Origin of the sequence: Lamprobacter sp., assembly GCF_034860625.1 — a bacterium.
Lineage (GTDB): Bacteria > Pseudomonadota > Gammaproteobacteria > Chromatiales > Chromatiaceae > Lamprobacter.
In genome coordinates this window covers 1-16113 of sequence record NZ_JAYESN010000093.1, presented here as the reverse complement: position 1 = coordinate 16113, position 16113 = coordinate 1, and the positions used below count along the sequence as shown (strand labels likewise).

Genomic DNA, 16113 nt, shown 5'->3' with positions numbered 1-16113 from the left:
GCCGCTAGCGGCAATAGGATTGAGGAAGATTGGGGCGCAGGCCCGGCATTAGTGCTAGGCTGATTCCAGCAATATCTCAGCACAGGGAAGTGATCGACAGGAATCGATTTTTCTAGGCCAGTAGCTCAATTGGCAGAGCAGCGGTCTCCAAAACCGCAGGTTGGGGGTTCGAGTCCCTCCTGGCCTGCCAAACATGCACCCTCAGGGTGCCGGTAACCCATGAATGCACGAGCCGAGGCCGCTTCGACCGGCCTGGATACGGCCAAACTCGCCGTCGCGGTCCTGTTGTTGGCAGGCGGTATTTGGGCGTTCTATTTCTTTGCTGCGTACTCGGTGCTGTTGCGCACCTTGGGCTTGCTCGTCATCGCGAGCGCCGCCGCGGCCTTGGCCTTGACCTCCGCTCAAGGTCGTCAACTCTGGCGTTTCGCGCTCGATTCGCGCATGGAGGTCCGCAAGGTCGTTTGGCCGACGCGTCAGGAGACCATCCAGACCACGCTGGTCGTGATCGTCATGGTCTTTATCCTTGGTCTCATCCTATGGCTATTCGATACCATTCTACGGACGATCTTTAACCTTCTGGTCGGGAACGGCGGCTGATATGGCCATGCGCTGGTATGTGATTCACGCCTTCTCCGGCTTTGAAAGCCATGTTGCAAAGGCGATCCGCGAGCGCGCCGCGCGTGCCGGCATGGAAGACGCCTTTGGTGAGATCCTGGTGCCAACCGAGGAGGTTGTCGAGATCCGCAACGGCCAGCAGCGCAAGAGCGAGCGCAAATTCTTTCCAGGCTATGTCTTCGTCAATATGGAGATGACCGACGAATCCTGGCATCTGGTGAAGGATGTGCCGCGGGTGATGGGCTTTATCGGCGGTAAGGGTGATCGTCCCGCGCCGATCCCTGATTCGCAGGCGGATGCGATCCGTCAACGGGTTCAGGATGGTGTCGAGAAGCCACGCCCGAAGGTGCTCTACGAGCCAGGCGAGGTAGTTCGGGTCACCGACGGCCCATTTACTGATTTTAACGGCGTCGTGGAAGAAGTCGACTACGAAAAGAGCCGCGTGAAGGTCTCGGTGTCGATCTTTGGCCGCTCAACGCCTGTTGATCTCGAATTCAGTCAGGTCGAGAAAGGCTGATCTGGATTTGAATGTCTTGGCGGGCTGTTCGCTGTTGATCATCCGCCAGTTTCGTCAGCGGCTGCCTTTTGCGCGGTCTCATCATCGGGGAGCTGGTGTTTCGCCAGCGTTTGCACCCACAGGAGTGTTATAGCATGGCGAAGAAAGTCAACGCCTATATCAAGCTGCAGGTCAAGGCCGGCGAGGCCAACCCGAGCCCGCCAGTGGGTCCTGCATTGGGCCAGCACGGCGTCAATATTATGGAGTTCTGCAAGGCCTTCAACGCGAAGACGCAGGACATGGAAAAGGGGCTGCCGACGCCAGTCGTCATCACTGTCTACTCGGATCGCAGCTTTACCTTTATCACAAAGACGCCCCCCGCCTCGATCCTCCTGAAAAAGGCGGCGGGTGTGGCGAAAGGCAGCGCGACCCCGAATACTGCCATTGTCGGCACGGTGACCCGCGAGCAGATTGAAGCGATCGCCAACACCAAGATGCCGGATCTCAATGCCGCAGATCTTGAGGGTGCGGTGCGCACCATCGCGGGTAGTGCGCGCGCCATGGGTCTAAAGGTTGAGGGGATTGCGTAATGGCAAAATTAACGAAGCGCGCGGCGGCGATTCGCGAGCGTGTCGAGCCTGGCCGCAGCTATGCTGCCGAAGAGGCATTCGAGCTCTTGAAGTCGGTCTCAACCGTCAAGTTTATTGAGAACATCGACGTCGCCGTGAACTTGGGCGTTGATCCACGTAAGTCAGATCAGGTGGTTCGTGGCTCGACTGTACTGCCGCATGGTATCGGCAAGCAGGTTCGGGTGGCAGTCTTCACGCAGGGCGCCAATGTCGAGGCAGCGACCGAGGCCGGCGCCGATCGCGTCGGTATGGAAGACCTCGCCGAGGAGATGAAGGGCGGCAATCTCAACTTCGATGTCGTCATCGCCTCGCCGGATGCGATGCGCGTCGTTGGACAACTGGGCAAGCTGCTTGGTCCGCGTGGCTTGATGCCGAACCCGAAAGTGGGAACGGTAACAGCGAACGTGGCCGAGGCCGTTCAAAACGCCAAGGCTGGCCAGGTGCGCTACCGCACGGACAAGGCCGGCATCATCCACTGCCCACTCGGTAAGATGGACTTTGACGCGGATAAGCTGCGCGAGAATCTCGAGGCGCTTCTGGCCAATCTGGCCAAGGCCAAGCCTAGCGCCGCCAAGGGCGTCTATATGAAGAAGGTCACGGTCTCATCGACGATGGGACCCGGGCTGACGATCGATCACAGCGCTCTCGCGTTCTGATCGCCAATGCGGCATAACGCGCTCCTGAATGGGCGCCGTTTGCCGCGTGCTTCGATGATCTTTGGGGCAGCGGCCTTAACGGCCGTCGTCCGTCAAAGACCGCAGGTGTCGGGCGTCGCGCCAGGAAGCGCGCGCGTTTCGGCTTAATCAATGCCTGCGTAGATGGTGTCCCGGAACCGGTTTGCTGGCAACGGTACACAGTTCATGATCAGGTGTTTGCTAGGGAACTGCGCCCTGATTCTCTGGGTTGGACGCTCGTCTAACTCCAATCCGATTAGGAGGTGACGTCTGTGGCACTGACCTTTGCCCAGAAAGAACGCATCGTCGCCGAGGTCGCGGAGGTCGCTCAGACCGCACACTCGGCGGTGGGTGCTGAGTATCGCGGGCTGACTGTCGAGCAGATGACCAAGCTGCGCGTCGAGGCGCGTAAGGCTGGCGTCTATGTTCGGGTCATCAAGAACACGCTTGCGAAGCGTGCATTGGCTGGCACTGACTTTGCCTGCATGGACGAGGCCCTCACCGGCCCACTCGTGCTCGCATTTGGGCAGTCCGACCCGGGCTCCGTCGGTCGCGTTGCTGAGAGCTTTGCCAAAGAGCACAAAGAGTTCCAAGTCCGCATGATCGCGGTCGGTGGCCAGCTCTTGGACGGCTCTGAGCTCAGCAAGCTTGCGAAGATGCCGACCTATGATGAGGCGATCAGCCAATTGATGGCGGTGATGAAAGCCCCCGTCCAGAAGCTGGCGAGCACGCTCAACGAGGTGCCGAGCAAGCTGGCGCGTACCCTCAGCGCGGTGCGCGACGCCAAAGAAGCGGCCTGATCCTCGGCGGGGCCTGTTGTCCTGCGATTAGCGATCATTCATTGCAAACGAATCATTAACACGGAGATAAGCCCATGGCTGTTTCTAAAGACGAAATCCTAGAAGCCATTGCCAATATGACGGTGATGGAGGTCGTTGATCTGATCAGCGCGATGGAAGAGAAGTTTGGTGTGACCGCGGCGGCTGCGGTTGCTGCGGCGCCTGCTGCTGCTGGCGGTGGTGACGCTGCTCCGGCTGAAGAGCAGACCGAGTTCGATGTTGTGCTGACCTCATTTGGCGCCAACAAGGTCGCGGTCATCAAGGCTGTTCGTGCGCTGACCGGCTTGGGCCTGAAAGAGGCGAAGGACGCGGTCGAGGGTGCTCCGGCAACGCTGAAAGAAGCGGTCTCCAAGGACGATGCCGAGGCGGCCAAGAAGACGTTGGAAGAGGCTGGCGCCGCTGTCGAGATCAAGTAAAGCCATCCTTGTACCCTGCCTTAAAGCTGGGACCGACGAAGGCTGGCGGCCTCGGGCCGCCGGCCTTTTGCCGTTTCCGCTGATAAGGCCAGCGCCATGCTGGGATGCCGGCGCTCAATTGCCGTCGGGCGGGCCTTTGCTCAGGCCCGGCTCGCACAGCTGACCGGTCGTGCCGGTTTCACTCCTCCTTGTTGAGCATCGGATGATGCCAGGGGGAGATCACGCCCGGTCAGCATCCGCTCCTGCGGCGGACGTTCAAGGCTACTCTAAAGACCTATTACGAGGGAAGGCAGCATGCCCTATTCGTTTACCGAAAAGAAGCGCATCCGCAAGAACTTCGGCAAGCGCCCGACGATCATGGAGGTCCCGTTCCTACTGGCGACCCAGATCGATTCCTACCGCGACTTTCTGCAGATGGAAAAGGGGCCTAAAGAGCGTGACGAGGTCGGTTTGCACGCCGCATTCCGGACCGTGCTGCCTATCGAGAGCTACTCTGGCAACGCCCATCTCGAGTATGTGAGCTATCGGCTCGGCGAGCCGGCCTTCGATGTCCGTGAGTGTCATCTGCGCGGCGCCACCTATGCGGCGCCACTTCGGGTTTTGCTGCGCCTGGTGATCTACGACAAGGACGCGCCGGCTGGTTCGAAGGTGGTGAAGGATGTCCGCGAGCAGGAGGTCTACATGGGCGACCTGCCGCTGATGACCGAGACCGGCACCTTCATCATCAATGGTACCGAGCGGGTCATCGTCTCGCAGCTGCATCGCTCGCCGGGCGTGTTCTTTGATCACGACAAAGGCAAGACGCACTCGTCCGGGAAGCTGCTGTTCTCGGCGCGGGTCATCCCTTACCGCGGCTCCTGGCTCGATTTCGAGTTCGATCCGAAGGATAACCTGTTCGTGCGCATCGACCGCCGGCGCAAGCTGCCGGCGACGGTGCTGCTGCGCGCCCTTGGCTACGGTGTTGACGACATCCTCTCGATGTTCTTCGAGACCGACAGCTTCCACCTCGGCACCCCGCTTGAGCTCGACCTGGTGCCGGAACGCCTGCGCGGCGAAACCGTCAACTTCGAGGTCAAGATCGGCGATCAGCTGCTCGTCGAGGCCGGGCGCCGCGTCACCGCAAAGCACATTCGCGAACTGCAGAAGGCTGGCGTCGAACGACTCGAGGTGCCCGACGAGTTCCTAATCGGACGAACCCTGGCTCGGACGCAGATCGACACCGAAACCGGCGAGATTATCGCCGAGGCCAACAGCGAGATCACCGAGGAGTTGCTGGCAGCGCTGCGCGAGAAGGGCATTGAGCGTATCGAAACCCTATTCGTCAACGATCTCGATCATGGCCCCTATCTGTCCGAGACCCTGCGGATCGACCAGACCACCAACGAGCTGGAGGCCCAGGTCGAGGTCTACCGGATGATGCGCCCAGGCGAACCGCCGACCAAAGAGGCGGCACAGAATCTGTTCCACAATCTGTTCTTCGCGCCTGAGCGTTACGATCTCTCGGCCGTCGGGCGGATGAAGTTCAACCGTCGGCTACTGCGCGAGGAGACCGAAGGCCCCGGCATCCTCTACGACGGACGCTATTTCTCGCAGCGCACCGATGCCTTCTCGACCAAGCTGGTCGAGGAAAACGGCGATCGCTCCGATATTGTCGATGCGCTCAAGGTTCTGATCGAGCTACGCAATGGTCGCGGTACCGTTGATGATATTGATCACTTAGGCAATCGACGCATCCGTTGCGTTGGCGAGATGGCCGAGAACCAGTTCCGTGTCGGCCTGGTGCGTGTCGAGCGTGCGGTGAAAGAGCGCCTCTCGCTGGCCGAGTCCGAAGGGCTGATGCCACAGGAGCTGATCAACGCCAAGCCAGTCTCGGCGGCGATCAAGGAGTTCTTCGGCTCCTCTCAGCTGTCGCAGTTCATGGACCAGAACAATCCGCTCTCGGAAGTGACGCATAAGCGCCGCGTCTCCGCGCTGGGGCCGGGTGGTCTCGCGCGCGAACGCGCGGGCTTTGAGGTGCGCGATGTGCACCCAACCCACTATGGCCGCGTCTGCCCGATCGAAACGCCTGAAGGTCCGAACATCGGTCTGATCAATTCGCTCGCGGTCTATGCCCGGACCAACAAGTACGGCTTCCTCGAGACCCCTTATCGTCGCGTCGAAGGCGGTCAGGCGACCCACGAGATCGTTCACCTGTCGGCGATCGAGGAGGGCGGCTACGTCATCGCCCAGGCCAATGCCACGCTGGATGAGGACAACCGGCTAACCGACGCCCTGGTCTCCTGCCGGCACATGAACGAGTTCACCATGAAGGCGCCCGATGAGGTCCAGTTCATGGACGTTTCGCCGCGGCAGATCGTTTCGGTCGCGGCCTCGCTGGTGCCGTTCCTCGAGCACGACGACGCCAACCGCGCACTGATGGGCTCGAACATGCAGCGCCAAGCGGTTCCGACCTTGCGCGCTGAGAAGCCGCTGGTCGGCACCGGCATGGAGCGTGTGGTGGCCAAGGACTCCGGCGTTGTCGTCTGGGCGCGGCGCGGCGGTGTCATCGAGGCGGTGGATGCGGCACGCATCGTGGTGCGAGTTAATGATGACGAGACCGAGGCCGGTGAGGCCGGTGTCGACATCTATACCCTGACCAAGTACACGCGATCGAATCAGAACACCTGTATCAACCAACGTCCGCTGGTTGTCCCTGGTGATCTGGTGGTGCGCAACGACGTCCTCGCCGACGGTCCTTCGACCGACCTGGGCGAGCTGGCGCTGGGGCAGAACTTGCGCGTCGCCTTCATGCCTTGGAACGGTTACAACTTCGAGGACTCGATCCTGATCTCGGAGCGTCTGGTGCAGCAAGATCGCTTCACCAGCATCCATATCGAGGAGCTCACCTGTCTGGCGCGCGACACCAAGCTCGGCCCGGAGGAGATCACCAGCGACATCCCGAACGTCGGCGAGGCCGCGCTCGGCAAGTTGGATGAATCCGGCGTCGTCTATATCGGTGCCGAGGTGCGCGACGGTGACATCCTGGTTGGTAAGGTCACGCCGAAAGGTGAGACCCAGCTGACCCCGGAGGAGAAGCTCTTGCGTGCGATCTTCGGTGAGAAGGCCTCAGATGTGAAGGATACCTCGCTGCGTCTGCCGTCCGGGATGTCCGGTACCGTCGTCGATGTGCAGGTCTTTACCCGCGATGGCGTCGAGAAAGACAAGCGCGCGACTCAGATCGAGGAGATCGAGCTCGAGCGGGTGCGTAAGGACTTGGCCGACCAGCTGCGCATCATGGAGCAGGACACCTTCCAGCGTGTCGAGAAGATGTTGATCGGCAAGGTCGCCGATGGTGGTCCGGGCGGGCTCAAGGCCGGCGATAAGATCACGAAAAAGTATCTGCAGGATCTGGCCGAAGGCCAGGGCAAAGACAAGTGGCTCGAGATCCGCATCCGCAGCGAGGAGGCGGCGGCACAGCTCGAGGCGGTGGCGGCGCAGATCAAGGAGCAGCGCGAGGTGTTCCGCGAGCGCTTCGAGGTGAAGAAGCGCAAGATCACCCAGGGCGACGAGCTGCCGCCCGGCGTGCTGAAGATGGTCAAGACCTACGTCGCGGTGAAGCGGCGCATCCAGCCGGGTGACAAGATGGCCGGTCGGCATGGCAATAAGGGTGTCATCTCGCGCGTCGTGCCGCAGGAGGACATGCCGTTTAGCGCCGACGGTGAGCCGGTCGATATCGTGCTCAACCCGCTCGGCGTGCCCTCGCGCATGAATGTCGGTCAGGTGCTCGAGACCCACCTTGGCTGGGCCGCGAAGGGGCTTGGACAACGCATCGATGCGATGTTGCGGGCGCAGGCCGGTGTCGAGGAGCTCCGCGGCTTTCTGGCCAAGGTCTACAACACCAGCGGCAAGCAAGAGGATCTCGACAGTCTGAGCGATGAGGAAGTGCTGGAGCTGGCCGCCAACCTGCGCGGTGGCGTGCCGCTGGCAACCCCGGTCTTCGACGGTGCCAGTGAGGAAGAGATCAAGTACATGCTGGATCTTGCCGGGCTCTCGACCACGGGCCAGACCAAGCTCTACGATGGCCGCAGTGGCGAGCCGTTCGAGCGCCCGGTGACCGTCGGCTACATGTACATGCTGAAGCTCAACCATCTGGTCGACGACAAGATGCATGCGCGCTCCACCGGCCCTTACAGCCTAGTGACCCAACAGCCGCTCGGCGGTAAGGCCCAGTTTGGTGGCCAACGCTTCGGCGAGATGGAGGTCTGGGCACTCGAGGCCTACGGTGCTGCGCACACCTTGCAGGAGATGCTCACCGTGAAGTCGGACGACGTGACGGGTCGGACCAAGATGTACAAGAACATCGTCGATGGCGACCATCGCATGGAGGCCGGTATGCCGGAGTCGTTCAACGTTCTGGTCAAGGAGATCCGCTCGCTTGGCATCAATATCGAGCTCGAGCAAGACTGAGGAGAAGACCGAAGGGGCAAGTTTGAAGGGCGACTTGTCGCGCTTCTCGCTTTTCTGCCTTTGACCTTTCGAGCCTTGCCCCTGAACGCATCTTTAAGATAGCCATGTTCGCTCTTCGGACGTCACCTTTCACCGCCTCTTCTTTTTCAAACTTCGAGCTTCACACTTCAAACTTCACCTGGTGTTGCCATGAAAGATCTCCTCAGAATTATTAAGCAACAGGGGCAGGCGTTGGAGTTCGACGCCATCCGCATCGGTCTCGCGTCGCCTGAGATGATCCGCTCCTGGTCGTACGGCGAGGTCAAGAAGCCGGAGACCATCAACTATCGCACCTTCAAGCCGGAGCGTGATGGCTTGTTTTGCGCGAAGGTCTTCGGCCCGGTCAGTGACTACGAGTGCCTCTGTGGAAAATACAAGCGCCTCAAGCACCGCGGCGTGGTCTGCGAGAAGTGTGGTGTTGAGGTCACGCTGGCCAAGGTGCGCCGTGAGCGCATGGGCCATATCGACTTGGCCAGTCCGGTTGCGCACATCTGGTTCCTGAAGTCATTGCCCTCGCGCATCGGGTTGTTGCTCGACATGACCCTGCGCGATATTGAGCGCGTGCTCTACTTCGAGTCCTTTGTCGTCATTGATCCGGCGATGACCGATCTCGAACGCAATCAGCTGCTCACCGACGATCAATATTTGGAAGCCCTTGAGACCCATGGCGACGAATTCGATGCTCGCATGGGTGCTGAGGCGGTATTCGAGCTACTGCGCAGCTTGGATCTGGATGCCGAGATTCGCCAGATGCGCGAGGACATGGAGGCCACGAATTCCGAGACCAAGCTGAAGAAGCTGACCAAGCGCTTGAAGCTCATCGAGTCGCTGCAGGCCTCGGGCAATCGTCCTGAGTGGATGATCCTGACCGTGTTGCCGGTGCTGCCGCCGGAACTGCGCCCGCTGGTGCCGCTCGATGGCGGCCGCTTCGCAACCTCGGATCTGAACGATCTCTATCGGCGCGTGATCAACCGCAATAACCGCCTCAAGCGGCTGTTGGATCTGATCGCGCCCGACATCATCGTGCGCAACGAGAAGCGCATGCTGCAGGAATCCGTCGATGCGCTGCTCGACAACGGCCGCCGTGGTCGTGCGATCACTGGCACCAACAAGCGCCCGCTGAAGTCGCTCGCCGATATGATCAAGGGCAAGCAGGGCCGCTTCCGGCAGAACTTGCTCGGCAAGCGCGTCGACTATTCGGGCCGCTCGGTTATCGTCGTCGGTCCGACGTTGAAGCTGCATCAGTGCGGCCTGCCCAAGCTGATGGCGCTCGAGCTGTTCAAACCCTTCATCTTCAGCAAGCTGCAGTTGCGTGGACTGGCGCCGACCATCAAGGCGGCGAAGAAGATGGTCGAGCGTGGCACCGCCGAGGTCTGGGATATCCTCGAAGAGGTGATCCGCGAGCATCCGGTGATGCTCAATCGGGCGCCGACCTTGCATCGTCTCGGCATCCAGGCCTTCGAGCCGGTGCTGATCGAGGGCAAGGCCATCCAGCTCCATCCGCTGGTCTGCACCGCCTTCAATGCCGACTTCGATGGCGACCAGATGGCCGTGCATGTGCCGCTCTCACTCGAGGCGCAGCTCGAGGCTCGCGCCCTGATGATGTCGTCGAACAACATCCTCTCGCCGGCCAACGGCGAGCCGATCATCGTGCCCTCGCAGGACGTGGTGCTCGGGCTCTATTACATGACTCGCGAGCGCTTCAACGCGAAGGGTGAGGGCTTAGTCCTCTCAGGGATCGACGAGGCGCGTCGTGCCTACGAGACTGGTCAGGCGGCCTTGCAGGCGCGGGTGAAGGTGCTGATCCGCGAAGTTGTGCGCGAGGAGGATGGCAGCATCGAGGAGCGCGTCGGCATTCGGGAGACGACGCTGGGCCGGGCATTGGTGTGGGAGATCGTGCCTGAAGGCCTGCCATTTGAGCTGGTCGACCGGGCGCTTGGCAAGAAGCAGATCTCGGGCTTGATCAACACCTGCTATCGCGTGCTGGGCTTGAAGGATACCGTCGTCTTTGCTGACCAGATCATGTATATGGGCTTCCGCATGGCGACCCGCGCTGGGGTCTCGATCGGCCTTGAGGACATGGAGGTGCCGGAGGAGAAGGCACGCATCATCGGCGATGCCGAGGACGAGGTAAAGGAGATCGAGGACCAGTACACACAAGGATTGGTGACCAACGGCGAGCGTTATAACAAGGTGGTCGATATCTGGTCGCGGACCAATGACCAGGTCGCCAAGTCGATGATGCGCAAATTGGGTAAGGATAAGGTCATCGATAGTGATGGTCAGCTGGTGACCGACAGCGATGGCAATCCGCTTGAGCAGGACTCCTTCAACTCGATCTACATGATGGCCGACTCCGGCGCCCGTGGCTCAGCGGCGCAGATCCGTCAGCTCGCTGGCATGCGCGGTCTGATGGCGAAGCCGGACGGCTCGATCATCGAGACCCCGATCACGGCGAATTTCCGCGAGGGTCTGAATGTCATCCAATACTTCATCTCGACCCATGGTGCGCGCAAGGGGCTCGCGGATACTGCGCTCAAGACGGCGAACTCCGGGTATCTGACCCGTCGCCTGGTCGATGTCGCCCAGGACATGGTGGTGCTCGAGGTCGACTGCGGCACTGAGCGTGGTCTGCTGATGACGCCGATCATCGAGGGCGGTGACGTGGTTGAGCCACTGCGTGAGCGCATCCTTGGCCGGGTCACGGCCGAGGATCTCTATCGCCCTGGTACCGACGACATCGTCTGCGAGTCCGGCACTTTGCTCGATGAGGGCTGGGTCAAACAGCTCGAGATTGAGGGTATCGATCAGGTGCTGGTGCGCTCGCCGATCACCTGTGAGTCGCGCTTGGGCGTCTGTGCCCAGTGCTATGGACGCGATCTGGCCCGTGGCCACCGTGTCAACATGGGAGAGGCGGTTGGCGTCATTGCCGCGCAGTCGATCGGTGAGCCGGGTACCCAGCTGACTATGCGCACCTTCCATATCGGTGGCGCGGCGTCACGGGCCGCTGCGGTCAGTAATGTTCAGGTCAAGGCTGCTGGCACCATCAAGCTGCATAACATCAAGACGGTGCAGCATCACAGCGGCAACTTGGTCGCGGTCTCGCGCTCCGGCGAGCTGACCGTCAGCGATGAGAAGGGTCTTGAGAAGGAGCGCTATAAGATCCCTTATGGCGCGACGGTTGCGATCAATGATGGCGATAAGGTCGAGGCCGGCGCCATCGTCGCCACCTGGGACCCGCACACCCATCCGGTGGTCACCGAGGTGGCCGGCGTGTTGCGCTTCGAGGACTTCATCGACGGCGTGACCGTGCAGAGTAAAACCGATGATGTGACCGGTCTGGCCTCGCTTGAGGTGATGGACCCGAAACAGCGTCCGGCCGCAGGCAAGGATCTGCGCCCGATGGTCAAGCTGCTTGATACCAACGGCGAAGAGCTGAATATCGCCGGTACCGATCTGCCAGCGCGCTATTATCTGACCTCAGGGGCGATCGTCACCGTGTCGGACGGGGCCGATGTTGGCGTCGGCGACATCCTGGCGCGCATCCCGCAGGAATCGTCCAAGACCCGCGACATCACCGGCGGTCTGCCGCGTGTTGCCGACCTGTTCGAGGCGCGCAAGCCGAAAGACCCGGCGTTGATGGCGCAGGCCACAGGCACCATCAGCTTTGGCAAGGAGACCAAGGGCAAGCAACGCTTGGTGATCACGACCGACGATGGTGAGACCATCGAGGAGCTGATCCCGAAGTGGCGACACGTCAACGTGTTCGAGGGCGAGCGCGTCGAGCGCGGTGAGATCATCTCCGAAGGCGAGATGAGCTCGCACGATATCTTGCGGCTGAAGGGGGTCACGGCGCTGGCGGAGTATCTGGTCAAGGAGATCCAGGATGTCTATCGGCTACAGGGCGTGAAGATTAACGATAAGCACATCGAGGTGATCGTGCGCCAGATGCTACGCAAGGTGGAGATCACCAACGCCGGCGATACTCATCTGCTGCGCGGCGAGCAGGTGGATCAGACGACGCTCCAGCTGGAGAACGAGCGGGTCAAGGCGGAGGGCAAGCATCCGGCGCTTTATGAGCCCCTGTTGCTGGGGATCACGAAAGCCTCTCTGGCGACCGAGTCGTTCATTTCGGCAGCTTCGTTCCAAGAGACCACGCGGGTGCTGACCGAGGCGGCTGTGCGAGGCTCGGTGGATGGTCTTAACGGTCTGAAGGAGAACGTTATCGTTGGGCGTCTGATTCCGGCTGGTACCGGGCTAGCGCATCACAACGAGCGTCGTCGTCGGCGCCAAGCCGATGGCCCGGGGGATGCGGCTGAGCGCATGGAGCTCGCCAACGAAGAACTCACCGCGGCGCTGAAGCAGGCCCTCAATACCCAGGAGTCTGAGGCCGAGTAGCCCTGTCTGGAGCCCCATCGCGGGGCTCCGTCATCGAACCGCAATGGCCCGTTGACAGGGCCTGCGCTGCTGAATATACTTCTCGTCTTAGCTCGCCGGCATTTGTATTGCCGGCTTGCTGTTTGAGTGGCACGGTCGCTGCGGCACGCTCTTCTCGTCGACTCATCCGCCATCTATTTGCGTTCTCGCTGTTCGCTGGCGAGTGCTTCGCCCCGGTATTCCCTGGGTGATTAGGTCGGCTGCGGCTCGTCTTGGCGTTGCATCACTGTCCTGCTGAGTTCGGGTATCGCAATCGAGTCTCTTGCAAGGGTCTCGATGACGCCCTCAACCAAAAATTTCAAGTTTGGGCGTCGCCAGCCAGGGGCTGCGGGCTCAAACCTATAGTGCATACACATTGCATCCAAGCCGTCGGAGTCAGTCATGGCGACAGTCAACCAATTGGTGCGCAATCCTCGCAAGCGCCGTGTGGCAAAGAGTACGGTGCCGGCGCTCGAGGCCTGCCCTCAGAAGCGCGGTGTTTGCACCCGTGTTTACACCACGACGCCGAAAAAGCCAAATTCGGCGCTGCGTAAGGTCGCCCGCGTGCGGCTCACCAATGGCTTCGAGGTTGCTTCTTACATCGGTGGTGAAGGACATAACCTGCAAGAGCACTCGGTTGTGCTCATCCGGGGCGGTCGTGTCAAAGACCTACCCGGTGTGCGCTACCACACGGTCCGCGGCACCTTGGATGCCTCTGGGGTCGAGAAGCGCCGGCAAGGCCGTTCCAAGTATGGCGCTAAGCGCCCCAAGAGCTGATCGCTCGATATTTAACGCCTCGTCCAACGCCTGACTGGTCGAACGCGCTAACCCTTTTAATCGGTAGTCGGAGCCTGAAAAGCAATGCCGAGAAGACGCATCGTTGGTCGTCGCCAGATCCTGCCAGACCCTAAGCATGGCAGTGAGCTGCTCACCAAGTTCATCAATATGTTGATGGAGGACGGCAAGAAGGCCGTGGCCGAGCGCATCATCTACGGCGCGCTCGATCGGGTGGTCGAGAAGAAGGGTGCTGAGCCCCTCGAGCTGCTTGATCAGGCCATGGAAAATGTCCGCCCCGTGGTTGAGGTCAAGTCTCGACGTGTGGGCGGTGCAACCTATCAGGTGCCAGTCGAAGTACGGCCATCGCGCCGTAACACGCTGGCCATGCGCTGGCTCATCGATGCGTCACGCAAGCGCTCGGAGAAATCGATGGCGCTGCGGCTTGCGGGCGAGCTGATGGATGCAGCAGATGCGCGTGGCACCGCGGTGAAAAAGAAGGAAGATACGCATCGCATGGCGGAGGCGAATAAGGCCTTCTCGCATTATCGCTGGTAGCGCAAGCTGGCGCGCAGCTCTCGGGATTCACCTCAGGCAATAGGCAACGCAGTCGTGGCACGTAGCACACCAATCGATCGGTACCGAAACCTCGGCATCATGGCGCATATCGATGCCGGCAAGACGACGACGACTGAGCGCATCCTGTTTTATACCGGGCTGTCGCACAAGATCGGCGAAGTGCACGATGGCGCCGCCACCATGGACTGGATGGAGCAGGAGCAGGAGCGCGGGATCACTATCACCTCGGCAGCGACGACCTGCTTCTGGTCGGGCATGGATCAGCAGTTCCCAGAGCATCGGATCAATATCATCGACACCCCTGGGCACGTCGATTTCACGATTGAGGTCGAGCGCTCGCTGCGTGTGCTTGATGGTGCCTGTACCGTCTTCTGTGCGGTGGGTGGCGTTGAGCCGCAATCTGAGACCGTCTGGCGCCAGGCGGATAAGTATGGCGTGCCGCGGATCGCCTTTGTCAACAAGATGGATCGCATGGGCGCGAATTTCCTGCGCGTCGTTGGTCAAGTCCAGGATCGCTTGGGCGCTGTTGCGGTTCCGCTCCAGCTGCCGATCGGTGCTGAAGAGGATTTCGCTGGCGTCGTCGACCTGGTGCGGATGACCGCGATCTACTGGAACGAAGATGACAAGGGTCTGACCTACGACGCCCGCGACGTGCCGGCAGACATGGCTGACGCTTGCGCAGAATGGCGAGAGAAGCTGGTCGAGGCTGCTGCCGAAGCGAATGAAGAGCTGATGGAGAAGTACCTCGAGGGTGGCGAGCTCACCGAGGACGAGATTCGCGCAGGCATTCGCAAGCGCACGATCAACAACGAGATCGTGCCTATGCTTTGCGGTTCTGCGTTCAAGAATAAGGGTGTGCAGGCGATGCTCGACGCGGTCGTCACCTACCTGCCGTCACCGCCTGAAGTGCCTGCTATCAAGGGTGTGCTGGATGACGCCGCCGAGACCGTCGAAGAGCGCCCGTCAAAGGACGATGCGCCCTTTGCTGCCTTGGCCTTCAAGATCGCGACCGATCCCTATGTCGGTACGCTGACCTTCTTCCGTGTCTATTCGGGCGTGCTGAATGCGGGTGACAGCGTGCTGAATCCGGTTAAGAGCAAGAAGGAGCGGGTCGGGCGTATCTTGCAGATGCACTCGAACGACCGCAAGGAGATCAAAGAGGTTCGGGCGGGTGACATCGCGGCCGCGGTTGGTCTCAAGGACGTCACCACGGGTGACACCCTCTGCGCACTTGATAAGCCGATCACGCTTGAGCGGATGGAGTTCCCGGAGCCGGTGATCTCGGTTGCGGTCGAGCCGAAGACCAAGAGCGACCAAGAGAAGATGGGTGTTGCGCTACAGAAGCTAGCGCAAGAAGACCCGTCGTTCCGGGTGCGCTCCGACGAAGAGTCCGGGCAGACTATCATCTCCGGCATGGGCGAGCTGCATCTAGAGATCATTGTCGATCGCATGCGCCGTGAGTTCAATGTCGAGGCCAATGTCGGCGCGCCACAGGTCAGCTATCGCGAGACGATTCGCACAAAGATCGAGCAAGAAACCAAATTTGCCCGTCAGTCAGGTGGTCGTGGTCAGTATGGGCACGTCTATATTCGCCTCGAGCCGCAGGAGCCAGGCACTGGCTATGCGTTCGTCAACGAGGTCGTTGGCGGTGCCGTGCCAAAAGAGTACATCCCGGCGGTGGACAAGGGCATCCAAGAGGCGATGACCAATGGTGTGATCGCTGGCTTCCCGGTGGTTGATGTGAAGGCGACGCTCTACGACGGCTCCTACCACGAGGTCGACTCGAGCGAAATGGCGTTCAAGATCGCGGGCTCGATGGCCTTCAAGGAAGGCGCGGCGAAGGCCAAGCCGGTTCTGCTCGAACCGATTATGAAGGTTGAAGTGGTGACGCCCGAAGAAAACATGGGCGACGTCATGGGCGACCTGAACAGCCGTCGCGGGATGATCCAAGGCATGGAAGACACGCCTTCTGGGAAGATTATCCGCGCCGAAGTGCCGCTCTCGTCGATGTTCGGGTATGCGACCGATCTCCGTTCGGCAACGCAGGGGCGCGCAAGCTATAGCATGGAGTTTGCTAAGTACAACGAGGTTCCGGCGAGTATCGCCGAGACCGTCGCGAAGAAACGATAGCGTCGACCGCAGGTCGTCGTTCGCTAACCATTGCAGTGGATCTCTGAGGGGATACGGGCA

General features: G+C 60.7%; 11 protein-coding genes and 1 tRNA gene. All 12 read left to right on the top strand.

Annotated features, from left to right (window positions below):
• The first annotated feature begins 114 nt into the window (after window positions 1–114).
• A tRNA-Trp gene (locus VBE63_RS18970) sits at window positions 115–190 on the top strand.
• Between the two features lie 29 nt (window positions 191–219).
• A complete protein-coding gene (gene secE / locus VBE63_RS18965) occupies window positions 220–597 on the top strand; it encodes a preprotein translocase subunit SecE (protein WP_323684585.1) in 378 nt (125 codons plus the stop codon).
• A gap of 1 nt (window position 598) precedes the next feature.
• Window positions 599–1132: a transcription termination/antitermination protein NusG gene (nusG, locus tag VBE63_RS18960; RefSeq protein WP_323684584.1), complete on the top strand. Its 534-nt coding sequence runs from the start codon at window positions 599–601 to the stop codon at window positions 1130–1132.
• A gap of 134 nt (window positions 1133–1266) precedes the next feature.
• Complete coding sequence (rplK, locus tag VBE63_RS18955) at window positions 1267–1701, top strand: 50S ribosomal protein L11 (protein WP_323684583.1); 435 nt, start codon at window positions 1267–1269, stop codon at window positions 1699–1701.
• Window positions 1701–2396 carry a 50S ribosomal protein L1 gene (rplA, locus tag VBE63_RS18950; protein ID WP_323684582.1) on the top strand — a complete coding sequence of 232 codons (696 nt, stop codon included), beginning with the start codon at window positions 1701–1703 and terminating at the stop codon, window positions 2394–2396. The genes rplK and rplA overlap by 1 nt, the downstream gene beginning before the upstream one ends.
• A gap of 290 nt (window positions 2397–2686) precedes the next feature.
• Complete coding sequence (gene rplJ, locus VBE63_RS18945; RefSeq protein WP_323684581.1) at window positions 2687–3214, top strand: 50S ribosomal protein L10; 528 nt, start codon at window positions 2687–2689, stop codon at window positions 3212–3214.
• Window positions 3215–3288: 74 nt separating this feature from the next.
• Window positions 3289–3669 (top strand): 50S ribosomal protein L7/L12, encoded by a 381-nt coding sequence (gene rplL / locus VBE63_RS18940; protein WP_323684580.1) that lies wholly within the window; start codon window positions 3289–3291, stop codon window positions 3667–3669.
• 294 nt (window positions 3670–3963) lie between these two features.
• Window positions 3964–8115 carry a DNA-directed RNA polymerase subunit beta gene (rpoB, locus tag VBE63_RS18935; protein ID WP_323684579.1) on the top strand — a complete coding sequence of 1384 codons (4152 nt, stop codon included), beginning with the start codon at window positions 3964–3966 and terminating at the stop codon, window positions 8113–8115.
• Window positions 8116–8304: 189 nt separating this feature from the next.
• A complete protein-coding gene (gene rpoC / locus VBE63_RS18930) occupies window positions 8305–12552 on the top strand; it encodes a DNA-directed RNA polymerase subunit beta' (protein WP_323684578.1) in 4248 nt (1415 codons plus the stop codon).
• A gap of 420 nt (window positions 12553–12972) precedes the next feature.
• Complete coding sequence (rpsL, locus tag VBE63_RS18925; RefSeq protein WP_200343980.1) at window positions 12973–13347, top strand: 30S ribosomal protein S12; 375 nt, start codon at window positions 12973–12975, stop codon at window positions 13345–13347.
• An 84-nt stretch (window positions 13348–13431) separates the two neighbouring features.
• A complete protein-coding gene (gene rpsG / locus VBE63_RS18920) occupies window positions 13432–13902 on the top strand; it encodes a 30S ribosomal protein S7 (RefSeq protein ID WP_201222278.1) in 471 nt (156 codons plus the stop codon).
• A 54-nt stretch (window positions 13903–13956) separates the two neighbouring features.
• On the top strand, window positions 13957–16053 hold the full coding sequence (fusA, locus tag VBE63_RS18915) for an elongation factor G (RefSeq protein ID WP_323684577.1): 2097 nt from the start codon (window positions 13957–13959) through the stop codon (window positions 16051–16053).
• The last annotated feature ends 60 nt before the right edge of the window (window positions 16054–16113 follow it).

Excerpts from the sequence above, each read along its gene's own strand:
- rpsL (WP_200343980.1), top strand. The coding sequence starts at position 12,973 with ATGGCGACAGTCAACCAATTGGTGCGCAATCCTCGCAAGCGCCGTGTG.
- secE (WP_323684585.1), top strand. The coding sequence starts at position 220 with ATGAATGCACGAGCCGAGGCCGCTTCGACCGGCCTGGATACGGCCAAA.
- nusG (WP_323684584.1), top strand. The coding sequence starts at position 599 with ATGGCCATGCGCTGGTATGTGATTCACGCCTTCTCCGGCTTTGAAAGC.
- rpsG (WP_201222278.1), top strand. The coding sequence starts at position 13,432 with ATGCCGAGAAGACGCATCGTTGGTCGTCGCCAGATCCTGCCAGACCCT.
- rpoB (WP_323684579.1), top strand. The coding sequence starts at position 3,964 with ATGCCCTATTCGTTTACCGAAAAGAAGCGCATCCGCAAGAACTTCGGC.
- rplK (WP_323684583.1), top strand. The coding sequence starts at position 1,267 with ATGGCGAAGAAAGTCAACGCCTATATCAAGCTGCAGGTCAAGGCCGGC.
- rplL (WP_323684580.1), top strand. The coding sequence starts at position 3,289 with ATGGCTGTTTCTAAAGACGAAATCCTAGAAGCCATTGCCAATATGACG.
- rpoC (WP_323684578.1), top strand. The coding sequence starts at position 8,305 with ATGAAAGATCTCCTCAGAATTATTAAGCAACAGGGGCAGGCGTTGGAG.
- rplA (WP_323684582.1), top strand. The coding sequence starts at position 1,701 with ATGGCAAAATTAACGAAGCGCGCGGCGGCGATTCGCGAGCGTGTCGAG.